This window comes from Streptomyces sp. NPDC008092 (assembly GCF_042957285.1).
GTDB lineage: Bacteria > Actinomycetota > Actinomycetes > Streptomycetales > Streptomycetaceae > Streptomyces.
On the sequence record NZ_JBIBHY010000014.1, the window covers coordinates 13672 to 40467 of the forward strand.

28 protein-coding genes and 1 pseudogene are annotated in these 26796 nt (G+C 69.4%); 16 read left to right on the top strand and 13 right to left on the bottom strand.

Annotation, left to right across the window (positions count from 1 at the left end; genetic code table 11):
* The first annotated feature begins 6 nt into the window (after positions 1-6).
* The 13 genes from ACFZB3_RS36855 to ACFZB3_RS36915 all read left to right on the top strand — a co-directional run bounded on the left by ACFZB3_RS36855 (position 7) and on the right by ACFZB3_RS36915 (position 13837).
* Positions 7-1800 (top strand): TraM recognition domain-containing protein, encoded by a 1794-nt coding sequence (locus tag ACFZB3_RS36855; RefSeq protein WP_391383865.1) that lies wholly within the window; start codon positions 7-9, stop codon positions 1798-1800.
* Between the two features lie 101 nt (positions 1801-1901).
* Positions 1902-2138, top strand: coding sequence for a hypothetical protein (locus ACFZB3_RS36860; RefSeq protein WP_391383868.1), 237 nt, complete (start codon positions 1902-1904; stop codon positions 2136-2138).
* Complete coding sequence (locus ACFZB3_RS36865) at positions 2135-3322, top strand: DnaB-like helicase N-terminal domain-containing protein (protein WP_391383871.1); 1188 nt, start codon at positions 2135-2137, stop codon at positions 3320-3322. The genes ACFZB3_RS36860 and ACFZB3_RS36865 overlap by 4 nt, the downstream gene beginning before the upstream one ends.
* Positions 3319-3921, top strand: a complete 603-nt coding sequence (locus tag ACFZB3_RS36870) for a hypothetical protein (RefSeq protein WP_391383874.1) — start codon at positions 3319-3321, stop codon at positions 3919-3921. The genes ACFZB3_RS36865 and ACFZB3_RS36870 overlap by 4 nt, the downstream gene beginning before the upstream one ends.
* Positions 3911-4201, top strand: a complete 291-nt coding sequence (locus tag ACFZB3_RS36875; RefSeq protein WP_391383879.1) for a DNA cytosine methyltransferase — start codon at positions 3911-3913, stop codon at positions 4199-4201. The genes ACFZB3_RS36870 and ACFZB3_RS36875 overlap by 11 nt, the downstream gene beginning before the upstream one ends.
* On the top strand, positions 4194-5123 hold the full coding sequence (locus ACFZB3_RS36880) for a DNA cytosine methyltransferase (RefSeq protein ID WP_391384599.1): 930 nt from the start codon (positions 4194-4196) through the stop codon (positions 5121-5123). The genes ACFZB3_RS36875 and ACFZB3_RS36880 overlap by 8 nt, the downstream gene beginning before the upstream one ends.
* Before the next feature lie 95 nt (positions 5124-5218).
* Entirely contained in the window at positions 5219-5818 is a 600-nt protein-coding gene (locus tag ACFZB3_RS36885; protein ID WP_391383883.1) for a DUF4913 domain-containing protein, read from the top strand.
* 1 nt (position 5819) lies between these two features.
* The gene (locus tag ACFZB3_RS36890) at positions 5820-6626 is read left to right on the top strand and encodes a hypothetical protein (RefSeq protein ID WP_391383885.1); all 807 of its coding nucleotides are present in this window, start codon (positions 5820-5822) and stop codon (positions 6624-6626) included.
* Positions 6623-7108, top strand: a complete 486-nt coding sequence (locus tag ACFZB3_RS36895; protein WP_391383889.1) for a type II toxin-antitoxin system RelE/ParE family toxin — start codon at positions 6623-6625, stop codon at positions 7106-7108. Before ACFZB3_RS36890 ends, ACFZB3_RS36895 begins: the two co-directional genes overlap by 4 nt.
* 32 nt (positions 7109-7140) lie before the next feature.
* On the top strand, positions 7141-7935 hold the full coding sequence (locus ACFZB3_RS36900) for a hypothetical protein (RefSeq protein WP_391383892.1): 795 nt from the start codon (positions 7141-7143) through the stop codon (positions 7933-7935).
* A gap of 90 nt (positions 7936-8025) precedes the next feature.
* Positions 8026-8880 carry a DUF317 domain-containing protein gene (locus tag ACFZB3_RS36905; RefSeq protein ID WP_391383895.1) on the top strand — a complete coding sequence of 285 codons (855 nt, stop codon included), beginning with the start codon at positions 8026-8028 and terminating at the stop codon, positions 8878-8880.
* A gap of 997 nt (positions 8881-9877) precedes the next feature.
* Positions 9878-13207 (top strand): hypothetical protein, encoded by a 3330-nt coding sequence (locus ACFZB3_RS36910; RefSeq protein WP_391383898.1) that lies wholly within the window; start codon positions 9878-9880, stop codon positions 13205-13207.
* Between the two features lie 204 nt (positions 13208-13411).
* A complete protein-coding gene (locus ACFZB3_RS36915; RefSeq protein WP_391383902.1) occupies positions 13412-13837 on the top strand; it encodes a hypothetical protein in 426 nt (141 codons plus the stop codon).
* A 499-nt stretch (positions 13838-14336) separates the two neighbouring features.
* On the opposite strand, the gene ACFZB3_RS36920 is transcribed toward ACFZB3_RS36915, so the two are convergent.
* The 3 genes from ACFZB3_RS36920 to ACFZB3_RS36930 form a co-directional block, all read right to left on the bottom strand.
* Positions 14337-14717, bottom strand: a complete 381-nt coding sequence (locus tag ACFZB3_RS36920; RefSeq protein WP_391383906.1) for a helix-turn-helix domain-containing protein — start codon at positions 14715-14717, stop codon at positions 14337-14339.
* Between the two features lie 150 nt (positions 14718-14867).
* On the bottom strand, positions 14868-15071 hold the full coding sequence (locus tag ACFZB3_RS36925) for a hypothetical protein (protein ID WP_391383909.1): 204 nt from the start codon (positions 15069-15071) through the stop codon (positions 14868-14870).
* A gap of 125 nt (positions 15072-15196) precedes the next feature.
* Positions 15197-15352, bottom strand: coding sequence for a hypothetical protein (locus ACFZB3_RS36930; RefSeq protein ID WP_391383913.1), 156 nt, complete (start codon positions 15350-15352; stop codon positions 15197-15199).
* Between the two features lie 259 nt (positions 15353-15611).
* On the opposite strand from ACFZB3_RS36930, the gene ACFZB3_RS36935 reads away from it, so the two are divergent.
* The 3 genes from ACFZB3_RS36935 (at position 15612) to ACFZB3_RS36945 (ending at position 16519) form a co-directional block, all read left to right on the top strand.
* A complete protein-coding gene (locus ACFZB3_RS36935; protein ID WP_391383915.1) occupies positions 15612-15821 on the top strand; it encodes a hypothetical protein in 210 nt (69 codons plus the stop codon).
* A 66-nt stretch (positions 15822-15887) separates the two neighbouring features.
* A complete protein-coding gene (locus tag ACFZB3_RS36940) occupies positions 15888-16103 on the top strand; it encodes a hypothetical protein (RefSeq protein WP_391384602.1) in 216 nt (71 codons plus the stop codon).
* Positions 16104-16156: 53 nt separating this feature from the next.
* Entirely contained in the window at positions 16157-16519 is a 363-nt protein-coding gene (locus tag ACFZB3_RS36945; protein ID WP_391383918.1) for a hypothetical protein, read from the top strand.
* A 288-nt stretch (positions 16520-16807) separates the two neighbouring features.
* Here ACFZB3_RS36945 and ACFZB3_RS36950 read toward each other — a convergent pair.
* The 10 genes and pseudogenes from ACFZB3_RS36950 to ACFZB3_RS36995 form a co-directional block, all read right to left on the bottom strand.
* Positions 16808-17171 (bottom strand): annotated as a pseudogene (locus ACFZB3_RS36950) (6-pyruvoyl tetrahydropterin synthase family protein).
* 15 nt (positions 17172-17186) lie between these two features.
* A complete protein-coding gene (locus ACFZB3_RS36955; RefSeq protein ID WP_391383921.1) occupies positions 17187-19931 on the bottom strand; it encodes an AAA family ATPase in 2745 nt (914 codons plus the stop codon).
* A 231-nt stretch (positions 19932-20162) separates the two neighbouring features.
* The gene (locus ACFZB3_RS36960) at positions 20163-20555 is read right to left on the bottom strand and encodes a hypothetical protein (protein WP_391383924.1); all 393 of its coding nucleotides are present in this window, start codon (positions 20553-20555) and stop codon (positions 20163-20165) included.
* 67 nt (positions 20556-20622) lie between these two features.
* Entirely contained in the window at positions 20623-22368 is a 1746-nt protein-coding gene (locus tag ACFZB3_RS36965) for a relaxase/mobilization nuclease domain-containing protein (RefSeq protein WP_391383927.1), read from the bottom strand.
* A 2-nt stretch (positions 22369-22370) separates the two neighbouring features.
* Entirely contained in the window at positions 22371-22721 is a 351-nt protein-coding gene (locus tag ACFZB3_RS36970; protein ID WP_391383929.1) for a plasmid mobilization protein, read from the bottom strand.
* A gap of 272 nt (positions 22722-22993) precedes the next feature.
* On the bottom strand, positions 22994-23215 hold the full coding sequence (locus tag ACFZB3_RS36975; protein WP_391383932.1) for a hypothetical protein: 222 nt from the start codon (positions 23213-23215) through the stop codon (positions 22994-22996).
* A 92-nt stretch (positions 23216-23307) separates the two neighbouring features.
* Complete coding sequence (locus ACFZB3_RS36980; protein WP_391383933.1) at positions 23308-24333, bottom strand: DUF2637 domain-containing protein; 1026 nt, start codon at positions 24331-24333, stop codon at positions 23308-23310.
* On the bottom strand, positions 24330-24926 hold the full coding sequence (locus ACFZB3_RS36985; protein ID WP_391383935.1) for a WhiB family transcriptional regulator: 597 nt from the start codon (positions 24924-24926) through the stop codon (positions 24330-24332). The genes ACFZB3_RS36980 and ACFZB3_RS36985 overlap by 4 nt, the downstream gene beginning before the upstream one ends.
* A gap of 101 nt (positions 24927-25027) precedes the next feature.
* The gene (locus tag ACFZB3_RS36990; protein ID WP_365349707.1) at positions 25028-25735 is read right to left on the bottom strand and encodes an ATP-binding protein; all 708 of its coding nucleotides are present in this window, start codon (positions 25733-25735) and stop codon (positions 25028-25030) included.
* Positions 25735-26676, bottom strand: coding sequence for a hypothetical protein (locus tag ACFZB3_RS36995; RefSeq protein ID WP_391383939.1), 942 nt, complete (start codon positions 26674-26676; stop codon positions 25735-25737). Before ACFZB3_RS36995 ends, ACFZB3_RS36990 begins: the two co-directional genes overlap by 1 nt.
* Between the last annotated feature and the right edge of the window lie 120 nt (positions 26677-26796).

Below are 26796 nucleotides of genomic sequence, written 5' to 3' on the forward strand. Positions count from 1 at the left end.
CCCGTCTTGCCATCTCCGCGTACCAGCACGCCCTCGACCACCACCGGCACCGACTTCCTCCTCTATCTCCTGATCGGCGTCGCCGGTCTCGGCATGGTGGGAGGCTCGCTGGCCTGGCTGTTCGGCAACCTCGCCAACGCCGTGGCCGGCTCCGATCCGTGGGCCGCCTTCCAGCCGACCGACGCGCTCATGCATCCCGAACTCCTCTGGCCGCATCTCGCCCGGCCCGAGGTTCTCACCGGCTGCTACCTGCTGCCCGCCGCCACGCTCACCACGGCAGCCGTCCTCTGCGCCCGGCTGTGGCTGCGCGTTCGCCGGAACCCCAACGGGCTGGCCGATCGCCGGGACCTGGCCGACCTGCTGCCCAAGAAGATCGCCGCCAAAGCCATCGACCTGCGGCCCAGTCTGAAGGGCACCAAGGCCAAAGCCGTCGCCCCCGACGACCGCGGCGTCCTCCTCGGCACGCTGAAGCCAGGTGGCACCGAGGTCCGTTCCTCCTGGGAGGACGTTCTCCTCGCGATCATGGCGCCCCGCTCCGGGAAGACCTCCGGACTCGCGATTCCCGCGATCCTGCGCGCCCCCGGCCCGGTCCTGCTGACCTCCAACAAGGCGGCACGCGACGCCTTCACGGCGACGCTCGACGAGCGCGCCCGGGTGGGCACCGTGTGGACGCTGGACCCGCAGCAGATCGCCCACGCCCCGCGGACCATGTGGTGGGACATCCTCGCCGACGCCCACGATCTCGCCGGAGCCCGGCGGCTGGCCGGGCACTTCGTGACCGCGTCCGTGGACGAGTCGAGCGCGGGCGACTTCTGGTCCACGGCCGCCGCCAACACCCTCACCGCGCTGTTCCTCGCGGCGGCCCGCGACCACCGGCCGATCACCGACGTGCTGGACTGGCTCGCCTCCCCCGCTGACCGCACTCCCATCGACCTCCTGCAGGACGCCGGCCTCGACGGCGTCGCCGCCCAGCTCCAGGGCACCGTGGCCGGAGCCGTCGAGACCCGCGATGGCATCTTCGAGACCGCCCGGCAGTACGCCAGTTGCCTCCTCGACCCGGGCATCGCCGCCTGGGTCACCCCTCCCGACGGCCTGGAGAAGGTACGGGAGTTCAAGCCGGAGGCGTTCGCGACCAGCAAGGACACTCTGTTCCTGCTGTCGAAGGACGGCGGCGGCTCCGCCTCGGCGATCATCGCCGCGGCCGCCGACGCGGTGATGCGCGCGGCCGTCATCCAGGCCGAGCGCGACGGCGGGCGCCTCGACGCCCCACTGCTCGCGATCCTCGACGAGGCCGCCAACGTCTGCAAGATCTCCGACCTCCCGGACCTATACTCCCACCTCGGCTCGCGCGGCGTCATCCCGATCACGATCCTGCAGTCCTACCGTCAGGGCGTACGGGTCTGGGGCGAGGCCGGCATGGACGCCCTCTGGTCCGCCGCGACGATCAAACTGGTCGGCTCCGGCATCGACGACGCCGACTTCGCGGACAAGCTCTCCCGCCTCGTCGGCGACCACGACGTACGCACCGTCTCCGTGTCCACAAGCGAGTCGGGCAGGTCCACGTCGGTGTCGATGCGTCAGGAGCGCGTGCTACCGGCCGACGCGATCCGGGCCCTGCCCAAGGGCTCCGCGCTGCTGCTGGCCACCGGCGTGCGCCCCGCCCTCCTCGACCTCAAGCCCTGGTACCGCGAGCCCGACGCCGACCGGCTCGGCGCCGCCTCCGCCCAGGCGACCGCGGCCATCACCGAGCGTGCGCTGGCCAAGCAGCTGCACCGCGACGACTTCGGCCCAGCGGCATGACCGCCCCGGAACAGCTCGTCGCGCACACGAGACGCACGGGAGTACAGCCCGCCGCATCCCCGAGTCGCTGCTCGGCCTCCCCTTCTTCTTGAGGTGCTCCCATGTCCCACCCCGTTCCAACCTGGGCATCCGTCCGCCCTTCCGAGCGGCTCGCCGGCACTCCCGCTGTCCGCCGCGGCAGCGCATGGTGGCTGGTCACCCCGACAGGCACCATTTCCGCCGCGGACCCCGTCTTCACCGGCGAACTTGACCGCCTCGCCGCCGACATGGCCGCCGCCGACCGTGCCGTCGCAGAGCTGCGTACCGAGCGCACGTCCGCGCTGACGGAGCGACGGTGACGCCGCTCGTCCAGGCCGAGCAGGCGGTCCTGGGCTCGGTCTTCCTCGACCCCTCCCAACTCGACCAACTCTCGCCCTGGCTACGGCCCGAACACTTCCACCGACCGACACACGCTGCTCTCTACGCCGCAATGCTCAGGCTCCACGCCGACGGCCACCCGGCCACGACAGGCGAGAGCGGAGGCCCGATCCCGCTGTCCTGGGTGACGGACACCGTCCAGGAGGCCGGCACTCGGACCCGGGGGCTCACCGCGTCGTACGCCCACTCCTTGATCTCCGCATGCCCGCGCCCCACCCATGCGCCCGTCTACGGGCGGATGGTCCTGGAGGGCGCCATCCGCCGCAGCGTCACTCAGCACGCCATCCGCCTGCACCAGGCCGCGCGTGCCGACGCCGTCCGCGGTGGGGTCGAGGAGACGGTCCGCCATGCCCGGGTCCTGGCCGACGTGCTCGCCGATCTCGCCCACCGGTGGGGCACCGAGCCGCGACCTGTGCCGTCCCCGGAGCCGGTCACGTCGCCAGTACAGCAGCCGCAAGTTGTCGACGAACAGGTCCTCGCCGACGAGGAGTTCCTCCTCGGGTGCATCAGCGCCCGGCCCGAGCAACTGCTCGATGTCGTCGGCTGGCTGCATCCCGGCGACTTCGCGGACAGCGGCCATCAGCAGATCTACCGCGCCCTGGGCGCACTGCATCACCGGGGCGAACCCATCGATCAGCTGACCGTGCTGTGGGAAACCCAGCGCCGGGGCGCACTGTCCGACGGAACACTGGCCGCAGAACGCGTCCTGCGGATCTGCGACCCGCTGTCCTTCTCCGGTGTGGCCGAGCACTTCGGCGAGCAGGTCGTCCAGGCCTCACTCGTCCGCACGGCCGCCGCCGTCGCTCGGCAGGTGCGCGCGCTCGCCGACGACGAGTCCCTGGCCCCGGGGCGGCTGATCACCTACGCCCTGCACGCCCTCGGTCCGCTGGACGACGTACGCCGCCGCCTACGCCTCGCGAACGAACCAGAATCCGAGCCCGCCCAGCGGCGGCCGGCCAGCCGCCCCGGTGCGTCACCGCCCGCCGCCCGCGTCGACGCGGCCCGAGCCCGCAGCCGCCTCGCGGCCACCCCTAAGCCCTCGACACCGGTCGAGACCGCCTGCGCCGCGCTTCCCGAACGACACAGCCAACGGAGTCCGTCATGACCGACCACACCGGCCGCGCGGGCCTGGAGAAGGACGAACTGTACGCCCTGGCAAGGGAGTTCGAGATGCTCCGTTCCGACATAGTGCGGTCGTACACGCAGACCTCCCTGCCCGACCTTGCCGCCGCGTCCCGTCATCTCCGCGCCCTGACAGGACTGGTGAAGGACCTGTCGGACGAGGTCCTCCTCCGTGCCACGGACAGCGACCCAGGACTCGACTTCGGCCCGGTCATCGCCGCCTACACCGACGCGTCCGCCCCTGCGGGACATGCCATGAACAACTACACCGAGGCCTTCGAACAGCTCGGGTTCCTGCGCAGGTACGCGGAAGCCCCGGCCTCGGCGAATCGACGCGAGGCCCGCCAGGACGCCTTCGATGTGGCACAGGACCGACTGGACCTCACCCTCGACTCGCTGCAGGAAACCTTCGTCACGCTGCGGCGCTCCGCCGACCGGATCGACGGCACCCCGCCCCGGGTCCTCGCCGCGCTGAGCCGCTCGGCACGGCCGACGAACTCGATCTACCGCCTGCCCGTGGAACCGCCCGCCCCAGGTCCGGTCCGGCTCGCCTACACTCCGGCGCCCCGCCATGGCCGCTGACCCGACCCCGGTCCAGATGTCGCCGTTGATCGGGAGCCTGTGCTCCGGGTACGGCGGTCTTGATCTCGGCGTCCAGGCGGTCATCGGCGGAACGATCGCCTGGCATGCGGAGATCGATCCGGGACCGGCCCGGATCCTGTCCCGGCACTGGCCGGCCGTGCCGAACCTCGGCGACATCACGTCCGCGAACTGGGCCGAAGTCCCGGAGGTGTGCGTCCTGACAGCCGGGTTCCCCTGTCAAAGACGTCTCGGTCGCCGGCCGTCGCGCCGGACTGGCTGACGGCACCCGGTCCGGCCTGTGGCTGCACGTCGTCCGTGCCATCGAAACCCTCAACCCCTGCCTGGTGGTGATCGAGAATGTCCGGGGGCTCCTCACCTCAACCGCCGGTCCCCCTGGCGACGTGGAACCCTGCCCGTGGTGTCTGGGAGACACCGCAGGCCAGTCTGCTGTGCGCGCACTCGGTGCCGTACTCGGCTCCCTGGCCGACCTCGGGTTCGATGCGCGCTGGTGTGTGCTTCGCGCCTCTGATGTCGGAGCCCCGCACCGCCGAGAGCGGATCTTCCTCACCGCGTGGCCGTCCGGACGGATCACCGCTGCTCAAGACGCCGACCAGCAACCTGGGGACCAACGGGGGCAGCCAGCACCCGGCGAAACGCAAGCAGGGCGGCCACGGCCCGAACCTGGCGGACGAGGTCGAGTGGCTCCTGCCCACCCCAAAGGCCTCGGACGGCACCAAGGTCTCGCCCAACCAGCGCCACGGCAATGGGGACCTGACCCCGCCCTCGGCGGCAGCGCGCCTGCGGCCCACCCCGGCTGCTCCACCCACACGCATGGCCGGTCGGCGGAAGGGTGCCACGGACGGGACCCCGCTCACGCGGTCGCTGCCGGCGCCGTTGTTCGAGGATCCGTCGGACACGGAGGACGGGCCGAGATCTGGGGGCCGTACTCCGCCGCGATCACCCGCTGGGAGCACGCCACGCGTCCCGCGCCCCGGCCGACCGACGACGCGGGCCGCCTCAGCCCGCGGTTCGTGGAGTGGATGCAAGGCCTTCCTCCCGGCTGGGTGACCGGCACACCCGGGCTGGGCCGTCCCTCACAACTAACCGCTCTGGGCAATGGAGTCGTGCCCCAGCAGGCGGCCCACGCCCTGCGGATCCTGGCCCCGCCCCGGACCGTGTGCCGCCATCGCGCGCCGCACTGACCTGCGCCATCTACACCCGTTTCCCGGCCGGGCCAAACCCCCGTTTCTCCGGAACCTCGACACCCCACCCACCAGAACTCGCACCAGGGGTAGCCATGTCCGAACCCGCCCACGAGAACAAGCCGGTGCGCGTACCGGACCACGACCTCGACGACCTCGTCGCCACGGTCACCCGGCTCACCGCCGAGAGCCACAAACAGAGCGAGACGCTCGCCCGGCTCACCGACGACCAGCCGTCCGAGGACGTCGGCGAAGCGGCCGATCCCGTGCACCCCGAAAACCCGGCATCGGCCTCCGCCCCGGCCGAAGGCAACGCCGACGGCGGCCCGGCCTCCGTCTTCATCCTGGCGCTCGGCGCCAAGGCCTACGCCGAGGAACTGGCCGCGCTGACCAACTGGGTGCACAACCTGCTCCTGCCGGTCTACGGACGGGAGATCACCACCGGCCGCCCGTGGTGCCGACAGTGGCAGGAGCACCCCGAGGCCGTGGCCCGACTCCACGCCCTCTGGCTGGCCTGGCAGCAACTCACCGACGTCCAGGCCGGCCTCACCGGCCCTTCCACCTGGCACCGCGATCACCTCGATCCGGCTCTGCTCCAACTCCGCACCCCGGAAGGCCCGTTCGGAGCCTGCACAACCAGCGCGGCCCGCCCCCACCACCGGCTGCTGGCCTCCCCCGAGCCCGCCGGAGTCTGAGATGGCCGACGCGTACGAACCCTCTGCGCCGAACTACCGGCTCGACGGCTTCCAAGCCACCACCGAGCGGATCGAGGACGACTTCTTCTCCGTCACGCTCTCGGACGACATGTTCGTCCCCTTCTCCGAGCACCACAGCGCCGACGGCCGCGACAGCTACCTGCTGCTGTACGACCGGTCCGCGATCTGGGACATCCCAGGGGCGGCGGAGTACGTCACGCTGCACATCATCCGGAACGTCGAGCAGCGCACGTTCGACTTCGCGTCGGAGCGCCACCCGGTCGTTCCGCTGGCGCAGAACTGGCTGATCCGCCGGGGCTGCCCACAGGAAGCCGCCGAGATGTCCCACGGCCACGGGCCCCGTCCCGCCGACGCCCTCACGGCACGCCTTGAGAACCTGCTCCGCACCAACCCCGGCAACCGGTACGAGGTCCTCGACCACTACACCGACAACCCGTGCTCCTTCGACGTCGGCGTCGAGGTACGCACCCTCGTCCACGACAGGCACCCCGAGTCCTCAGCTGCGCCGTACCGCCTCTTTCTCGAAGAGACGACCAAAGACATGCGCACCTACACCGTCCGGGAGGGCGTCTTCGCCAGCGCCGAGGAGGCGGACACGTGGATGGTGGAGCGGAACTCGTCGCTCCCTCTCGCGCCCGCCCCACCGCACGCCGTCGGCCGCCGGGCGGCAGCCGCCCGCGCTCGCTCCACGATCAACGGTGACGGCCTCGCCGTAGCTCCCGCGCCCGTCTCCCCACCGCCATCAACGGAACCTGCTCCGACACACTCCCGACGGAGCGCGCGATGAGCCGGGCACGGTACGCCTTCGCCGCCCATCCCGAGGCACTGGCCGACCTGCGCGCCGTACCGGAGAACATCCGCGACCTGGCCCTGCTCGAACTGCAGCACCTGGTCCACGGCAACGAACGCGGCGCCGCCCTCCAGCGCGAACTGACGGGCTGCCACAAGGTCTACGTCGACCCGGAGACCCGCTGGCGGCTGGTCATCCAGTACCGGGACGCTCCCGCCTCCTCCCAGCACAAACGGGAGATCTACCTCCTCGCGGTCGGCGAACGCCAGGACCAGGCCGCCTACCGCACCGCGGCACTCCGGCTGGAGCGCGAACGGACGGCCACCGCCACATCCCCGCACGACCGGCGAGCCCAAGCCGCCAGGGCCCGCTCCCCCCAGCACCGCGGCGGACAACCGGCCACCACAACCCACCAGCCTGCGGCAACAACCGCCGTCACGAACCGCACCCCGTCGGAACGCGCCGCGCGGTCCCACTGACGGCGCTCAACCACCCTTCGGAGAACCCCACCGTGCCCGTCCTCTCCACCACACCCACCCGTCACACCGAACTCGTCGACCAGGCCATCGCCTTCCTCTCGCCCCGCTGGACCACCTGGACCCTGCAGACCATCCAGCAGCACGGCCCCATGCACCTCGCCCACATCAACTCCACACTTCCCTGGGTAGGCGTCCACGCCATGGCCCAGATCGTGCGCCGCATGCAGACGAGCGGCCTCCTGGACCGGCCCCAGGTCGGGGTATACGACCTCACACCGCTCGCCCACGACACCCAACACGTCCACCGTGCGCTCTCGGCCTGGCACCGTAACCACCTCGCTGACGGCACGGCGTCACTCGCCGAGGCGGAACGCGTAGAAGACTCCCTCGGCCGACTCCGCGGGAAGGGCACGATCCCCCTCCTCCACGCCCTCGCACAGCACGGCCCCCTTCCCAACGGTGCGCTGCGAACCGAAGCCGCACTCGCCACCGGCTCCTTCCACTACCGCATCACGCAGCTCCAGACCGACCAGCTCATCACCCGCAGGAGCCCCTTCTCCGGTCGAGGCTCCGAGTACACCCTGACGCCCGCGGCCCGGGGGCTCACACCGGTGTACGCCGAACTCGCGGAGTTCGCCCGCAAGGCACACCCAACGACAACTCGCCCCACCCAACTCAGCCCGCCAGCACAGCTGGCCGTACAGGCGAGCGCGGCTACGCGCCGCAGTCCCGCGGCATCTCCCGAGTTGTTCTCGCACGTCCCCGACTCGCAGCCACGCGTGCCTGCGTACGTCACCGCGCTCTCCCGCCCATCCCGGACCAGGTGACTCCAGTGCCCACGGCCAGACCCCTCCGCGCGACCGCGCCCTCACACGGGCCGCTCAGCCGCCCGTGCCCCACCACCCGAAGGCCCTCTCATGCTCAGCCCCGCTCCGCCTGCCCTCGCCCCGCACTCGAATGTCCTGGTCAGTCCCGGCTACCTGGCCGGTCCCGGCGACAGCCGCAGCATCTTCGACACCCTCGACCACGCCCCCGGTTGGACCAAGACCATCGCCTTCGGCACCGACACCTACTACACGAGCCCATGCCAGCGCGTACGCGTCGCCAACGCCCTGGAGAGCTTCTACGGCGGGTGGACCATCACCTACGCCGAAGACCCGCTCGGCGTGCCCGACTGGATCACCACGTTCGACCGGAACACGCCCAACGAGATCGTGGCCGCCTTCACCGAGATCCTCGTCGACGGACTGCACAACAACTTCGCCGACTACCTCAGCGGAGGCCCGCACTACACGGGTATCAGCCCCGCGTCCCTCACCGCGCGACACCGGTGGGAGGCTGTACGTGGCACCCGGCCGTTCCGTACGGTCTCCCCCGACGGCCACGCTGCCTATCGGATGGCCGACGGCTGGCTGCACGAGTACGACGAGCTGCTCACGCCCGAGAAGTCGACGTGGCGCATGTCCGCCGGCCCCGACCCCGTGTACACGCCGAGCTGGCAAGCCTTCTTCAGCCGGTACACCCCGCAGCACCTCATCACCGCCTCCACCGCCGCGTTCACTGACCCCACCCCTGTGCCGCGCGCCCTGGACGAGATTCCCGACCGCCACCGCTCACTGGTCTCGATCACCCAGGCGGACACAGCCAGGCCCGGCCCACGAGCCGAGGCCGCGCTCGCCCGCAGCACCCAATCCCAGGCGATGTACAAAACTCCACCCTCGACCGCGCCGACCAGGCTCGCCGTACACGTCAGCTCCCGACGGCAGCGCTGACGCTCCCCCTCAGCCTTGGAGCCCCACCGTGCCAGCCCCGCCCTCCGACGGCGACCAGTACGTCTCCCCGCTCTACCCCGCCGGCTGCACCTTCACCGGCGACCCTGCCGTCGCGCCCCTCCTCGACCACGGCTTCGACCTCCATAACGACGAACTGGCGATTATGCGGAATCAAGATTGTCAAGACTGCGATGCGTAGGGCGGGCCAGCCACGTCGACGGACGTCCTGCTCCGCGCAGGCGTCCGCACCCAACCTCCCCAGCCGTTTCTCGGAGTCAACTGTCCGTAACGACCTCGTGACGCATGTTAACCAATCTGATCTTGTGAAGTTGTTGTGAATAGTGCAAAGATCCCTTCTCGTTCGTCTGGCCCAAGATCAGAAGGGATTCTTTTCATGACGCAAGGTTTGTTAAGTCGGTGGAGAACCTGGTTAGTTGCTGGAGTGGCGGGTGGGCTCCTAGCGTGCGCGGGCGCAGCGCCGCCGTCCGAGGCTGCATCCGTGTCACCGGCGACGACAAAGGCAAGTGACCAGCCCCACTCCTCGACTCGTCGACCTTTTCGCGAGGTAAAGCCGAGCAAGGCGCAGATACGGGCGGCCAGGAAGGCAGCATCCCGGGTCCCGGACTTCGGTTCGAGAGAGAAGGTCGTCCGTGGCTGGCGCAAGCATCAGCTCACGGTGGACCAGATGGTGCGGTACGGGATCAATTCGCTTTTCGACCCGGCGGCCGTCCCGAAAAGGTGGCGTACGTCGGCGTCGCTTCAGGAGATCACTCCGCTGTACCTGACGTACCTGTTCCAGCAGGCCCATAACGCCAGCCCTGAGACGCAGTCGTGGGTCAAGCGGATCAAGGCGTCGCTGGAGCGTCCGGTCCGGGTCAACAAGGTACACCCCAACTACGCTCCCATCGCTCCGAGTTCCGGCGCAAAGAAGAGTTCCCGAGAGACGGCCGCTGCTACGTCGGCCGGCTCCCGCGTGCTGCAGTCCTCAGTCTCGGGCGTGAGCGCTGCAGCTGCGAGCAACGATCCAGGGTGCAGTAGCCAGTCGTACTTCGACACGGGCGTCATGTTCGTGTCCCATCCCTACTACTGCCTCTACGCCACCGAGCACTTCGCCCTTCTCTACAACCACAATCAAGGACTGCCCGAGTCCAGCGGCGCCAACGGTGTGCCGACCGCGATCGTGGAGATGGCGAACGCCGCCGAGGAGGCGTATGCCATCTACACATCCGGAGAGCAGGTCGGCTCGGTCACCATCCCCGGCCTGGGGTACACGGAGCCGGGGGGCCGATTCACCATCTTCGTCGGCGATTCGTTGCATGACGTCGCCGGTGACGCGGCGGCCCTCACCGCCCCGTTCGGTCCCGGGGAGCAGCCCTCGATCTGGATGCCGCAGGACCCGGAAGACTACGACGCCCTCGTGCGGCACGAGCTGTTTCACGCGTTTCAGTACCACTACCTGTCGACGGGCGGCTTCCTCTGGGACTTATTTCCGGGACAGTGGTTTGACGGGGACTTTGCTTCACTGAACTGGTGGATGGAGTCCACCGCGCAGTGGGCGACTGGACAGACCTACACGCGAGACCCGTACTGGCCGCTGTCCTACGACCCTGGTTGGTCGGTGAATGGAATTTGGTATTCCGAAAGCCAGTACCAGGCAGCCCAGCGGTCCTACTACCTTGGTGCCCTCGATGACTTCCTCGAAGCACCGGGGCGCGCGCTCAACGCCTGGGACGGCCTGTCGGCCTCCCGGCAGTACGGTGAGTTCCCTCTCGCGGAGTATCTGAGCGAGCGGGCCGGGACAGCGGACGCGGTCCGTAAGACCTGGGAGGCCATGGATCACAACGACGTCCTGCCGCTTGACGCGGTCAGCATGGTTTTCGCCGGTTACGGCCTTGATCTGCACGACGAATTGATGGGTTTCGCCATCGCGAACTACCGGCTCTCCACGCCTGGGACCACATGGTCGCAGCAAGCCAACTCGGGGAAGGGCGCCAATGTGACGGTGGGTGGCTACACCACTGCCGAAGCAGGCGCCGCCTGGCGGGACGCGCTGAACAACGCCGGCTCGGATGCCAACGGTCCGGCACGGCCCGCCCACGAGACGTACGATCTGGCATGGTCCGGCTCGGCGGCGAGTACCGGGACCCAGTCCGCGAGTCTGCAACCGGGCGGCACGCTGTACGCGGATCTCGTGCCGGAGGACACCGGTGCCTCGGACCAGCTGGGTCTGCTGACGGTCCAGGTGCCCGCGGAGGTGAGCGCCGCGCTCATCAAGTGGCCGCGCGCCTCTTTGTCCGGCGGGATTCAGTACCCGACCGTCACCCAGCTCGACAGGCCTGACAGCGGCACCATCTCCGTGCCCGTCGACGACGCCCGGTTCATCGAGACCCTCGTCCTGACCCGCACGGACTTCAAGGCGGACTCCACCGCGGCCATGGACGACACGGAGACGGTCTCCTGGCAGGCCAAGCTCACCTCCTTCAACCAGCTGGACCTGTCCACCGCCAACCGACGCGGCGCTGTTGCGGGCCTGTACGACTGGTCCAAGGCGGGCTACCGCGAAGGGGCGGGTCTACCGACGGCCGCGGACATCAACTCGAACGCCGGCTGTGAGATCACCGCGGACGAGCTCGCCACGCAGTACGGGGTGGTCCCCGACGACGGCGTCGACGACACCGCCGGACTGCAGAACGCCATCGACTCCATCAAGGCCAACTGCTCACCCTCGGCCTCCTACACCAAGCTCAGCCGGATCACCCTGCCCGTCGGCGTCATCAACGTCTCCCACCAGATCTACGTCGACGCCGACTACCTGGTCATCCGCGGGTCCGGAGCCGACCCGGACACCGGCACGGCCATCCACTTCGCCCCGGACGCCAACACCCGCTACGACACGATCACCGCCGACGGCACCGACTGGGACCAGGACGCCATGACCTCCGGATCCGCCTCCGGCGGCTGGATCTGGCCCGGCCGCGCCCTGTTCCGCGTCCAGTCCCGCGCGATCAACTCCGCCTACGCGACCGAGTACGCGGCAGCCCCCGCCAACCGCAAGGACCTCTTCGAAGGCACCGTCAACGTGCACTGGAAGGTCGGCGTGAAACTGCGGGACAAGCCCGGCGACACCGGCTTCGCCGCCCGCACCGGCGACACCAAGGTCTACCTCGCCACCAACGCCAGCCTGACCAACCTCAAGGTCGGCGAGTACGTCAACATCCGCGCCGCCAACAGCGTCAAGTTCTACGAGAGCATGAACGCCACCGGCACCCAGTGGCCGCTGCTCAACCTGCACATGCGCCAGCAGATCTTCACCATCACCGCGGTCGACTCCACCAACAAGACCATCACGGTGGACAAGCCCCTGGAGTACGACGTCCCCGTCACCTCCATCTCCGACGGCTCCGCCCAGATCGACGGCACGACCTACGACTCCAAAGCCTCCCCGCTGGTCGACCCCGTCCTGGGCGTGGGCTTCGAGAACTTCTACCTCACCCAGGACGAGCCGAACCTGAAGCGCGGTGACGCCACCCACAACTACGGCAACATGGACCCGGCCGGCGCGATGAACGGCATCCTGTTCAAGTGGGCCGTCAACGGCTGGGTGCACGGCATCCACACCGAGATGACCGGCTCCCACCCCATCGTCACCGAAGAGGCCAAGAACCTCACCATCACCGGCAACTACCTCGACGGCGCCTGGAACAAGGGCAAGGGCGGCCGGGGCTACTTCCGCGGCTCCCGCGTCTGGGACTCCGTCTACGCCGGAAACATCTCCCGCAACCTGCGCCACTTCACCTTCCAGTGGTCCGCCAGCGGGAACGTCGCCATCGGCAACGACCTCGACTCCGACCTCAACCTGCACGGCGGCTACGAACGCAATAACCTCTTCGAACTCAACACCGTCCACGTCCCCTACGCCCACCGCTCCGCGAACTGCACCGTCAACTGCGGCGAGGAAGGCGGCGGAGGCACCGACGACTCCGACTGGTACCCGATCTGGTGGGCCGCCGGCCAGAAGGCCGTCAAATGGTCCGGGTCCTCCGGCTACCGCAACGTCTTCTTCAACAACACCATGACCAAACGCCTCGACAACGACGTCACCGGCCCCATCGTCACCTTCTACAGCGAGCCACACCGCATCTTCGAGTTCGGCTGGGACGGCACCGCCTTCCACCACCTCGACGTCGGCGGCACGCCCATCAGCGACTGGGCCCACAACGAAACCAACAACTACTCCCCCGACATCACCGGCACCAGCCACGGCGTCGACAACACCATGACCGACCCCGGCTCATCCCTCTTCCTGGCCACCGTTCCCACACCATGAGCCCAGGCCACCAGCCCTAAGGCTGGCAGTCCGGCTGGCCGGCGTGCCGTACGTTTTGCCCCCACGGCACCCCGGCCGGCCGGTTGCCCCATCGCGCACCCGACCCGGAACCGGGTCCGGCAGCTGAGCCCTGGGCCGGACGATCAGTCTGAACCGGCCCGTCCCCATGCAGATCAGACGCACACGCCCAAACAAGGAGTCAGCATGACAGCGCCGCAGACCAGGACGGCCTCGCAGGCACATGATCGATGGCGTCGGCCACTGCTGACTCTCAGCGGTTTCGCCGTCGTCCTCCTCGGCGCTACGGCATGCCAGCCAGGAGCCGTGTTCACCGTCGACAACAAGACATCCGAACCACTCAGGCTTTACACAAGCGTGTCCTCGCCCGCCGACTCCAAACCTGACGTACGTCCGCTGAAAGGAGTAGGACCCGGCAAGGACACCGGCCCCAACATCAACAATATCCCCGGCCTGTACAGCAACAACTGCAGTAAAGGCGTCAGCCTCATCGCGATCGGAGCCACCTCAGGCAAGAGGTACGTCTACGGCCCGCCCGTGTGCAAGGGCAAGACCTGGACCATCGACGACTCCACCCCCACCGCCCCGAGCACCGGTGAGTACTCAGGTTGAACTCGTAGAGCCGGTGGCCCGTGACGGTTCCTGATCGCTGCAGTACCACGTCGTCATGCGGTATGCGCATGAGGGAGGGCTGACGCCCAGAGAGCAGGACAAGCGGGAGCGGGTGCGTCTTGAGGCGGCCGAGCGGTTCGCTCGTGGTGAGAAGTCCGAGGGCGCCCGAAGTTCCTGCCCGAAACCGTGGCGCCGCCCGCATCACTCCAGTCACACCGCCTGTAGCGACTCCTCTGGACGTTCGCCCAGCCTCCGCTGCCCGCGCCCGCACCACGTTTCCGAGGGCCTTCGTGCATGCCCACGCGGTGGCGCCGCCACCCGGTCCGGGCACCGCCCTTCCGATCAGCGCCTACCGGCGCCGATGACCGCCGTACTCCACGTTGGAATGCCACGTGCCCGGTAGCCCCACTCGACCGTCCAAAAGGCAGCCAGCTCAGGGTGGTCATGGCCCGTCACTGACGAAGTCGGTCAACGCCTGCGAGGCATAGCCCTCTACCGGTCAGGCGCCCTCAAGCAGACGCACCAGAGAAGCAGTGATCACGCGGTGGCGGCCCCCGAGGGGCACGAGTTTGACCGGTGCCTCACCTCTTCTGATCAGCTCGTAGAGGTGGCTCTTTGAGACTCCGAGCGCGGTCGCGGCCTTGGGGACACTCACCGTGGCGGGCCAGGAACGCACCTCGTCGAGCGTCGGGCCGCCACTGGGCGTCAAGCGGCCTGCGCCGACGTCACTCGCGGGGACGTGCGTATGGGCAGTTCGTTCGGCAGGGGCGCGTGCACCCAGGGAGAGCAAGGCGCGTAGCCGATCGACATCTTCCGGACTGGGCAACGGCGCGCTGTCTACGATGCGGCGGATGTGCGCCTCCCTCTCCTCAGGCGTCATTGGTCTGCGCCCGATCCGGACGACGGGAGGTCGTCCGGGCTTCGGCTTCGTTCCGAGGCAGGATGCGCAGCCCGACTTCCTGTGCGGGGAGACAGGTGAGCCACTCGGCGACCACACGACGAATGGGCTCGGCGAGGCGTTCGCAAATCGTCATACCGCACCCCCTGCTCCGGCCGCCCGTTCACTCTCAACTCGCTCTGCCTCGACGCGCTCAGCGGCGGGGACAAGGATCGGTCTGAGCCAGGCGATCAACTCAGGGGGAATGCCCACCGTGCGGATCGCGCGGTCGGCCTGGGCGCGGGCGTCCGCGATCTCCTCCGGGGTAAGGATCGCATGGCGCTCTTCCTCGGTCATCAGAGATCTCCCGCCTTCGTGCACGACCCAGTCCATCGGCCGCTAGCGACTCCGGCAAGGCGCCCAAGAGATGTGCGAATTACGCGTTCGAACGAGCCATAGGCCCACCGACGCTCAGCATGGATTCAGAGAGGTCCGTCGGCCTCGCTATCCATCAGGCGCGCCAGTTCCTCCATGCTCAGCTCGATCCACCGCCCATCAGCCATCCGGGACCGGCCCAACGACGCAGCCTCGACATCGTCGACAGCCTCGTCTCGAACACGGATCTCCTCGCTGCCCAAGCCAGCTTCTCCTCTTCTCTCCGCGCGCCTCCGTGAACGGTCGCTCCCGCACCAGCCGGGAGAGCGGCCAGTTCATTCCGCATTGGCCGGACATCAGCCGCCGCACCTGCGGCCAGTTCGCCCACGGCAGACGCACACCGCGGGCAACGACTGGAGACCCCACCCAAGAGCATGTCAACGTACGGAGGCCCGGAAAAGCCGCAGGTCAACGAAGGGTTCTCTGTTCGTGACACTCACCGCCACCGCTCCGTGCCCGCCCTTGCCCGAGTCATCTCCGCCCGCACTCGGCGAGCGGGAGTGGCTCCTCGTATGTCTCTGCGCCCGCCCCGTCACCGACCTCCTCCAAGGTCAGGGGTGGGACGTCGTTACCGACCGTCAGGCCTTCGGACCGGACACCTCTGCACAGGCCGTCGCCGGATTCCTCGCCGCCCTGATCGCCTCCCCCACCCGCCACTGCACCTGCGTCTGACGCTCACGTCACAGCCGCCACCCACCTGCTTCCCCTCTCTCCACCCAGGAGGTCGCTTTGCCCCACGTGATCACCGTCGGCCATCTGATCCGCCAGCTTCAGACCGTGGACCCCGATCTGCCCGTGTACTTCGCCATCAATCCGGACTGGCCGAACGCCCACCGCATCGGCCACATCGTGGAGATCACGGGATCGGACGGAGCCGTCTACATCGCCGAGAACGGGCAGGAGGGCGTCCTCCCACCCACGGTCCGCAACCAGTTGGACTGGGCCGACGTATGACCTGCCGCCACCACACCCAGCCGACCGCGCCGCCAGCCGACTCCTCGGGCCACATGATCCTCAGTGACCTGATCCACCAGCCCATGCCCTCGTCCGTACGCGGCGCCCTCCTGCGCTCGGTCCCCTCGCTCCCCACGCAGCCGATCCACACGGTGTGGATGATCGGTGCGGAGTCCGGTCTGCTCCGCCCCGGCGCCATCCTGTTGAGCTGGGAACCCAGCCGCCAGGGCGGAATGGATGTGACTGCCGGCCTCGGTCTGGCAGCGACGGAGGTCCTGCTCGCCAAGTGGCCTGGTCTTCACGGCGACTGGACTCCGGTCGTACACCCCACGTTGCTGGAGGTCACCGGCCTGCACGCCGCGCTGTCCGTGGCGACGGATGCGTTGCACCTCGCCAACCACCTGGCCGCCAACTGACGATCACGTGCTTCGAACGCCGAGGGCTGCCCCGAGAACTGGGGCAGCCCTCGGCTGACTGGCGTGCCGCGCGTCGGCTGACGGTTCTTCGGGCATCTGGTTGGCCCTGTATCACCGTCAATTCACCTGTCGGCCAGGAAGGCGCTGGCCGCGTGCCGTGCAGCGATCGGCCCTTTTGCCGGACGGAACAGTTGAACGCGGCAACGCTCTCCCCCGCCGCGAAGACGACGGTGCTGAGGTCTGATAGCGCCTGACAGAGCAGAACCGTTCGAAGCAAGAACGCTGCCGCTACGGACGGTAGACCGCCCACGTCTTGGGGGTCTCCGATACCTTCACCGCCGTGAGTTCGGGCAGTTCGTCACGCCACCTGTCGAAGATCCATTTGGCGAGGTTCTCCGCCGAAGGGGGAGCACCCCCCCATCGATTCATTGAGGTGTCGGTGATCGAGGGTGTCGTCCATCCATTTCTTGAACGCGTCGAGTTCCCTGTAATCCCGTACGAATCCCGCAGGAGTCAGCGCGTCATCCTCAGCGGAGAGCTCGACGACCACGATGTAGTTGTGGCCGTGCATGCGCGCGCAAGGGTGCCACGCGGGCAGCTGGTCGAGCACGTGACTCGCGGAGAAGTGGAACTCCTTGGTGATGGTGAACACGGTTTCCGCCTCCCTCTACCCCTGCGCCTGCGAATCACCCTGGTCCCGCACTGTAACCGCGAGGTCGGCGGAATCCGACGGCGCCTCTGCGAACAAGGCCTGGTTGAGCGGTACGGCGTTCAGGAAGTGTGCCCGCCGACCCGGGTCACCGATGCTGTCCGCCTTACGGCGCACCTCGGCACGGGCCCGCTCCAGCAGGTCGCCGGCCTCCTCGTCGGCGCCCACGGCGACCAGGGCACGCGAGACGTCGTACAGCACCTCTTCCGTCCGCAGGGCTGGCATCGCACCCCGCTCTTCGAGGATCGCGTACGCTGCCCGGGCGTCCTCGGCCGCGCTGCGGGCATCGCCCTGCGCGAGCCGGAGCCGGCTGCGCAGGCAGAACGCGGCGATGCGGCTGCGCTCCATCTTCGTGGTCTCGGTCTCGACGAGGGTGTCCCCGATGAGCTGGAGCGCCAACCTGGAGTCCTCCCCCACGGCCATGAGTACGTCCACGTACAGGTTGCGGACGATGGGCACCAGGTTGACCAGCCACGTCTCCTGCGTCTCCAGCCACGCGGCCTGGATCCGTCGGAGCGCCTCCGGCGCGCGCTCGGGGGTGCGGGAGGCGATCTGGGCCAGGAGCGCGTTGTTGTACGCGTGCCAGCCGCTGATGGTCTCGCGCTCCTCCTGGTACTCCTCTTCGAAGGCCAGCGCCCTGTCGAGGGCGGCCTCCGCCTCCTCCATGTCGCCCATGGCGATGTGCAGTTGAGCGAGATAGTTCAGCGCTATGGGCAGTTCACCGCGCATCGCCTCACCGCTCAGCCGTTCCACGCAGCGCAGCAGCCGTTGCAGGGCTTCGTCGAAGCGGCTCGCGTCGAAGAGGTTGACGCCGATCTGCATCTCGTTGAGGTTGCGCGCGTGCTGAAGCAACGGGCTCGCGACATCGCCGAGGTCGGCGGCGGAGGCGTACAGTTCCTCGGCCTCGAACAGTACCCTCAGGCCGGCTTCCAGGTTGCGTTTGGGCAGCTGGCGACCGTACTCGACGAGCGCTACGTAGAGCACTTCGGTGCCTTCCGGACCGCACTCGCGGGCGAGAGCGACCGCCTCCTGGTGTTTCTCCAGCGAGGGATCGAGGCCGCGCACCGCCAGCAGTGTCTTCCCTCGCAGCAGCGCGGTGCGGGCCATCAGCAGCGGGTCACCGAGGCGTCGGGCCGATTCCTCGGCCTCGGCCGCGAGCGTGTCGATGCCGGGGGACTCCGCTTCGCTCCCACTGCCCCTCCAGCGCACCTCGGTGAGGCTCAGCAGCAGTTCGGCCGCCTCCACGAGCCGACGGTCACGTTCCGGGTCGCCCAGGGGCAGTTGCCGGGCCGAGTCGATGGCCGTCCGGCAGTACTTCTCGGCCTGGATGAACGCCAGCTCGTCCACGGCCACGGACCGGGCGAGCCGGTAGTGGGCGCCGGCGCTCGCGGCAGCACAGGAGGGTCCCGCCGCGTGGAGGTGGCCGGCGATCATGACACGGACCTCACGCGGGAGATCCTCGCCAGCACGCGGCAGCCGCTCCAGGGCCTCGGCCACCTGGGCGTGCCTCAGCAGCCGAGCCCCCTCGTCCTGCCGTTCTTCGCGGATGCACGACTGGAGGGCTCGGTGCTCGAAGTCGTACCAGTCGATGTGCAGTCCGTCCGCCCAGCGGGGCATGTCCGCACGGCGTCGTTCCCGCACCAACCCGTGCTCGCGTGCCACGCGGTGCAGCAGGTCCTGAACGCGGATCTGGGATTTTCCGGTCACTTCGGCGAGCGTGTGCGAGAAGAAGAACTGGCCCGCGGTGGCCCCGAGGACAAGCAGTTCCTGGGCCTCGGGATCGATAGCACGGAAGCGCTCCCCGACCGCGTACGGCAGTTCGTGCGGCAGCGGTACATCCGTCCCGTAACCGGGGCGCCACAGCTTCAGAACCTGGTCCGCGAAGACAGGACGTCCACCGGTCACCGAGTGCACCTGCGCGGCGAAGCCGACGGGAACGTCCTGGCCCTGCAGCCTGGCCGACACCAACTCGCCGACGGCCCAGTCCGGCAGGGGTCGAATCCGGTGTCGGGCGATCAGCAGGTTGTGTCTTGTCTCCCACACCCGGAGCAGTTGCTCGATCTCCGCGCCGCTCGCCGTCGTCGACATGTAGGAGCCGAGGCCCAGCACCAGACTGAGCGGCTCGCCTTCGAGCTTGCGCAGGAGTATGTGCAGGAGTTCGCGGCTTCCCTCGTCGAACAGCTGGATGTCATCGATCAGCAGCAGGAGCGGTGCGCCGTCCCGTGCCTCCGCCAGCAACGCTTCGCCGATCTGGTGGGCCATGATCGTCCGTACCGAACCCAAGCTGTCCGCCGGAATGGACCCGGTGGCGAGCGCCGACTTGACCGCCGCGGTTCCCGCGTCGACCACACCGCCAATTCCGGGGATCGCCAGGGACACCAACGCCGGCGCGGCGGAGACGGCTCCTCGTCCCAACGCGCGGGCCCACATCGACCTGCGCTTTCCGGCGCGCGGAGATGAGCTCAGTTCGGCGAGGGCATCGAGGAACGGCCCGTACTCGCCTCCCCTGCCGAGCCCTGGCACACAGCTGACCAGCACGACACGGCAGGCCCCTTCGGACGATCTGTGGCGCACCTCGGCCAGCAAGGACGATTTACCCATGCCCGAATCGCCCTCGACGACCAGGACACTGCTGTCGCCCTCCTCCAGCCGCCTCGCGACGCTCGCGATCACGGCCAGGCTGTCCTCACGGTCGACGAACACCGCCGCCACTGCGCCCCCTAATCTCGCCGACTCCAACATGCACCACGTCAACAACGTGCGGGATCAGGGTATTTGACGCATGACGATCTACGAAGGCTTTCCGGGACCGAGCCCCGGAACCGCAGGGGCCGACAGAGATGTGGCCGCCCCTTCCCAACCCAATGGTCGAGGTCGGCCACTCCAGGTGGCAGGACCGATCGCCGGAGACCGCTCCGAAGGCGATTCCGCTTGTCAATCCAGATACACGCCGACGAACGTACCGTCGTAGCCTGCGGCCTGGGCCGCAGCCTCCAGGTTCGGGTAGTCCTGGCCTCCGACGTCGATCATCGCCTCGTAGTCCGCGCGGGTCAGTTCGCGCTCGGCCCACTGGTGTGCGCAGCGGCAGCGGATGCTGATCTCGTCGCGGTCGCAGATCACCATCCAGTCGCGCCGGGCGCCGCACTGCGAGCACATCGCGGGGATCCCGGTTATGACGATTTCCTCGGGGTGGGTAGTGGCGCGGAGGCCGATGCTGCCGTCGCCGAGTTGCGTCTCCTGCTGGAGCCGCAGCAGAGGATCGTCGCCGAGGGCCGTCTCCGGCAGAACGGTTCTCTGAGTGTGGAGGCCTTCGTCGAGTATCTGCATTGTCTCCTTCTCCATATCAACCAGCCCTAACAGGCGCCGGCCGTCGGTGTCCAGCTCTTTGTGCTGCTCAGCGCTTTGGTCCCCGGTGACGGGAGTCGACACGGCGGGTGTCGGCCGACCCATCGGGCGCTTGCGGCGGGGACGGGCGAGGGCGTGATCGGGTTGTCCGCGCGTTCGTACGGGCGCGTGGCGGGTCCATGGTGGCGGGGAGTTTGCCGATCCGTCGTACTCGCCAGACGAGGACGTCGGTGACGCTGTCCGCAGTGTCCAGTTCGCGCCATTCGATGGCCTGCTGGAGCAGGGCATCCGGGTCGTGTCCTGCGCGCTCGGCCTGGTCCAGGGTGGCCGCGAGTGCATCCCAGCCGGGTTCGCGGCGTAGGGAGTCGGGCTGCTCGGGCAGGAGGGTTTCGAGAGTGTCGGCGTACCGCTCTCGTACGGGTTCGGGGAGGCGCCGGCCCTGCTCGCGCATCGCGTTCATGGGAACGGTGGCGGCCGAGCGGTAGGCGCTGCGCAGGTGTTGCGCGGCTCGTTGGGCGGCGGCTGCCTGCTGGGCGTGGCCTCGGGCGGAGTGCCAGCGCGCGGCGGCGATGGTGACGAGGACCATCGTGGACAGGACCATCGCGGTGGCGCCGCCGTCTTCGCCCTTGCCGAGGGCGTTGCCGGCGCGGATGATGCCGCGGGCGGCGGAGCGGATGGCTCGGTTGTCGGCGCGCTCGGCGCGGATGTGGGAGCGGGTGGCGCGTTCGAAGGCGCGGGCGGCCTCGGAGAGTTCCCCGCGGGTCGAGGGCGGGGCGGTCTGGGCGAGAGCGTCGAGGAGTTCGCCGGCGCCGACGAGTTGGGCGGCGGAGTCTTCGTCATCGTCCCCGTCGAGGATCGATACGGCTCGTTCGGCGACCGTGACCGCCTGGCGCCGTGCAGGGGCCGGGCGAGGTGCTCGGTCATCTCCATGGTCCGTGATGGGCTCGCCATCGAGGCGTGCAACGGCCAAGCGCTGGCGGATCCTGGGGAGGGAGAGGTCCGGGGCGAGTTTCGAGCCGGAGAACCAGACGGGTTCGGCGTCGCGGTTGCGGTCGCCTGGCAGGGCGACCTTGTATCCGAGTGCGTCGCCGGACGGGGCGATGCGTTGTTCGACCCGAAGGCCGGCTTCTGCGAGGCGGTGGAAGAACTCCTCCTCGCTGACGGCTCCGGCCAGGGCGTGGCGGACGCTCTCCCGCAGGGACTCGCGGGGGGTCTCGGTCCGGCCGGTTCGCTCGGCCTTAGAGCGTTCGGCGCTGGTGGGGCGCTGGGCGGCGGTGCGATCGCCGCCGTTGAGGATCTGCAGGCCGAACTCCTTCTCGATCTTGCGGCATTCGGCCTGGGCGCGGATGCCGTCCTCGTGGCGGCGGGGGCGGCGGCCGTCTTCGCGGACCAGGGTGGCGGCGAGGTGGATGTGGTCGTCGGCATGGCGTACGGCGATCCAACGGCAGGCCTTGTCGTCGCCGTATTCGGCGATGCCGGTGGCGTGGACGATGCGGCGGGCGACCTCGGCCCATTCGGCGTCGGTGAGGTGGCGGTCGCCGGGTGCCGTGCGCACGGGGCAGTGCCAGACGTGCCGGGCCGGGCGCCGGTCCTTCGGAAGGGCGAGGACGGGGAGGTCGAGCCGGTCAGCGAGTTGCTTGAGAGTGGCGGCCGGATCGCGTCCGGGGTCGTGGGCGAGTTCGGGCATCCAGGATGCGACGAGGTGCGGGTCGGTGTGCTCTTCGCGGCGGCCGGGTCCGTAGAGGTAGTTGAGGAGTCCGTACGTGCGGCTGCCGGTGGAGATGTCGGGGACCACCGTCAGCGCCGCGCGATCTCGATCGCGGCGGCCTCGACCCGGTCCGCGGCCCGCAGGACGCGGGCGACCGCGTCGTCCGCGTACTCCACCTGACCGCCGGAGTTGAGGATGCGGGCCACCTGGTTGAGGTTGTTGCCGGCGCGGGCGAGCTGTGCGCTGGCGGCCATCAGTTCTTCGACCCGGCCGCGCTGGTCCAACAGCCAAGGCTGCGGGCCTCCTTGGTCCCGGGCGACCGCGACCGCGGCGTCAGCGAGGAACCCGGCGGTCTTCAGGCCGACGGCTTCCGCGGCGTGCTTCACCAACGCGAGTTCGTCGGATGTCAGTCGGACGCTTCGGACTTGGTCACGGTGCACGCTCTGGCGCAGGCGGGGGCGCGTACGCGTGGTGGCGGGCGGGTTCGGGTGCTCTCCTGGCCGCGATCCGCCCTCGGTCGCGGCTTCCGAGCACGGCGCCCCCTGGTGCCGGGCTTCCGCCGCCCCTCCCGGGGCGGGGGCATGCGCTTCCGAAACTCCTCCGCGGCCCGTGGCCGCGGAGGAGTTTCGGAAGCTACAGCTTGCTCGGCCTCGTGCCGGCAAGTCGTCTTGTCGCAGGTCAGAGGTTGTTTCGGGTGATTCGGAGCCTGCCATCACTGCGTCCGGGCCTTCGTACGGCGCACGTCGCGGAGGATCTCGGTGACGAAGTCGAGCGCGAGGACCGGGTGATGCAGGGTGCGGGGCGTGCTGGCGGGGGTTCGCTGCACGGTCCAGGTTCCGTCCGGGCCGGGTTCGGCACGGTGCAGGTGGCCGTACCGCCGGAGCACGGTGATCCAGGCGTCCGCTTCGGCCGGGGTGGTCGGTGTGGTGCGCAATGTGTGTCTCCGGTGCGTGGAGGAGAGTTTGTCGGGTGCGGGCGGGCGGCCAGGTTGTGGCCGCTGACCGCCCGCCTGTCCGGGCCGGTCGGTCAGCCGGTCCTGGTGGCCGACTTTTGGCTGGTCTCGGCGCGGAGTTGTCGCATCAGGGCGGTCAGCCGGTCGTTGGACAGCGTCTTGCCCTGTCCGCGGATGGCGTCCGCGACGACCTCGCGGGTGGCCTTGCCCGCGTCGGCGACCGCCCGGCGGGCGATCGGCAGGAGGGTGTCCGCCGACGCGGCAGTGTCCGGGCCGCCAGTGTCCGAGGCCTCCAAGGCGGTGCCCCGGCTGGTCTCCGGCTCGGTAGCCGTGGGGGCGGCGAGCCGGAGACGGGTTATCGGGGCAGGTCTGCTGACCGGCTGTCCGCCCAGGTCAGTGGTGTCTCCGCCGTGCGTGGACTCAGGCTCCGGGACGCTCTCCGGGTGGTGTCCGGACGCCTCCTCCCGGTCAGCCATTCGCGGCACGTCCGGGCCGGAAGTGACCGCCGGACGGCCGTTCTCCGGCCGGGAGAGCGCGGTCGAGTGTGCGGGGGTGACCGTGACCGGCCGGTGTCCGTCCGCCGCCTGCGGGGTCTCCGGCCGGTCAGTGGTGATCCGGTCAGTGCGGACGGCGACGGTGTCCGGGTGTCCGTGGTGACCGGCCTCGGTGACCCGGCGGGCGATGAGGATGTACAGGTGGACGGCTCCGGCCAGGGCGAGCGGGGCGATGGTGGACAGGGCGCCGACGGTGACGTCGCCGAGTCGGAGTCCGCCGCCTCCGGGATGCTGCTGGTTGAGGCGTACGGCATGCAGCGCGTTGGCCCAGATGCTGGCGGTGGTCGCCGTGCCGAACAGCGTCCAGACGTACAGGCGTGCGGCGAAGGAGGCGGTGCGCAGGACCAGGAGGGCGCGCACTCCGTAGGCGATGAAGCCGTCGATCACCAGGGGGAAGAGGAACGTGAGGGGTCCTCGGACGTGGATGGCGGTGGCCATCTGCTGCAGGGCGTCGTACGAGAGGGCGCATCCGGCGCCGCCGAGCGCGACGATCGCGGCTCGGTCCCAGCCGGTGATCCGCGCCGGTGTTGGGGCGTTGTGGCTCACGCGGCCGTCCCGAGGTCGCCACGTGCGGGGGTCTCGGCTGCGGGTGCCTTGAGCTTCGTGGTGGGGCTGGCCTTGGGGTTCGTCTTCCCCTCGTTCACCTTCTTCTTGTGGTCGACGGCGCGGTTGCGGATCTTCCGGCGGGTGCGTCGGTAGAGCTTCTCGGCGTGCTCCTCGGTGATTTTGAGCAGCCAGGCGAGGCGCTCGGCCGGCACCTTGGCGTGGTAGGCGGCTGTGACGACGGCGTCGCGCTCGGCCTGTGTGAGGTGGATGTCGCGGCCGTCGAGTACGGCGTTGACTCGGGCGTAGTCGCAGCGGCGGTGGAGCTTGCGGTGCAGGGGGTCGCGTTCCTCTTCGGTCATGCCGCCCCGGATGCCGTCGCGGTCTCCGTTTTCGAGGGCGGCGTCCAGGCAGGTGGCACGGACGGGGCACTGCGCGCACAGGGCCTTGGCGGCGCGGATGCGGTCCATCTCGTCGGGCTCGGGGAAGAAGATGTCCGGATCGACCTGGTGATGGGTCGTCGAGCGGCAGGCGGCGCTGTCGTGCCAGGTGAGGTCGCCAAGGGTGCGCGGCGTCTGGTTCTCGGTGCTGTGCATGTGGGTGTCTCCGGTCGCCCCGGGAGCGTTTTGGGCAGGCGCGTCCGAGGGGGTTGGTGCGTGAAGGAGGCGGAGGTGGTGGCAGCCGCCCGCGGCGGGGATCAGACGGCGGGGATGCGGCGACGCTCGGCTGCGAGGGCTCGTCTGCGGTCGGGGCCGTCGAGGATGACCTTGTCGCTCATCTCGGTCAGCCGGGAGGCGACCCGGTCGCCGATGTGCTGACGCAGGTCGGCCATGCCGAGGTTGGTGGTGATCAGCGTCGGGAGCATCTCGTTGTAGCGGCGGTTGATCAGCCGCATCGTGATCTCCTCGGTCCACTCGCTGTTCTTGGCCGCGCCGAGGTCGTCGATGATCAGCAGGGGGCAGCGGGCGAGGTCCATCAGCTCCCGCTCGCCGTCGTGCCCGGGGCGGGGTCGCAGTTCGGCGTACAGGTCGGCGGCCGTGGTCGCCTTCCACCGCAGCCGTACGCCGGCGATGAGCAGCGAGCGGATCGCGCCGTACGCCTGGTGGGTCTTGCCTGTGCCGGTGGTGCCGACGATCAGCAGCGAGCGGCCCTGCGCGATGCCCCGGGCTCCCTCGGGTCCGGGACGGCCGGCCTCGGCGATCTCGCGGACCCAGGCGGCGACCGCCGGGTGGTCGGCGACGGCTGCCTGGTAGCGGGCCGGGATTCGGGCCTGTGCCGCCTGGAGGGCGGGGATCGGTTCGACCGGGTCGGTGAGTTGCGCGGCCGGGTCGATACCCCGTGAGGTGAGGATGTTGGCCAGGCGTCGGGCGATGCCGCCGACGGGCTGGGCGTCGTGGTCGCGCATCACAGCTCCTCGGCGTAGGCGGCGGCAGGGTCGGCGGGATTGGCCCAGGCCCGGTGACCGGGCACGTTAGGCCGCGATTCCGTCCGCACCAAACTGGTGGGGGTGGCGTTCATGGCCTCGTGGACGAGGCTCGGCAGAGTGCTCGGGTGCAGACCCTTCGCCCGGTGGCGGGCCAGACCGGCCCGGACGTGGTCCGGATCGATGCCCTCCGCGAGGAGCTTGGCGGTCTCCCGTCCGAGGTGACCGAGTACGCCGCTGGGCGGGCGGTGGGCACAGGCAGCGGTGTACTCGGCCATGAGCTGCTGAGTCGAGACGGTCTCCGGTGCGGGGGCGCCTGCGCCCCCAGAAGGAGAAGTAGTTCCTAGATCCAAGTTCCTAGGTCCTAGATCCGGACCGTGAGGGCTCATCGAGGGCTCACTGAGTCCTCCGTGAGCGCTCCGCGAGGGCTCACGAAGTGTGTTCTGAGCTGCGGTTTTATGAGGGCTGGGGATCTCATCTCGGGTACGTGAGCCCTCACTGAGCCCTCCGTGGGTCTTCACGGAGGACTCAGTGCCGTCTCCGTGAGCTCGCGGTGCGTCCGGAACGGGCTGCTCGACATCGTGGTGCGGGCAGGCCGGGAAGCGGACGCCGCTCGGCCGGTTGATCTTCTGATGCTGGCGCCAGGTGACGACGTGCAGGTACCTCTTGCCGTCGTCACCTCCGTAGCGGCAGATCAGGTGGGCGGCGGCGAGCTGGGTCAGGTCGTCCTCGACGTCCACGGGTCCGTGCTCCGGGCGCAGCGACCACAGCAGTCCGGTGATCACGGCAGGCTGGTCGCGGAAGCGGCCGTGGTCGTCGGCCTGGGTGAGGAGGCCGAAGAAGGTCCGCTCGGCGGCGAGGGAGACGGCGGCGAGCGACTCGGACGCGAAGGCTTCGGGCTTGATGGTTCGGATCCGGGCCACGGGTCAGCGGCCCCCGTCCGATGGAGCGCAGGCCCCCGCCGTGGGACGCAGGGACCCGGTGGTCAGGTCGAGGTCATGCGCCCCGTCCCAGTTCGCCCCGGGAAAGGCCCGGATCACCCA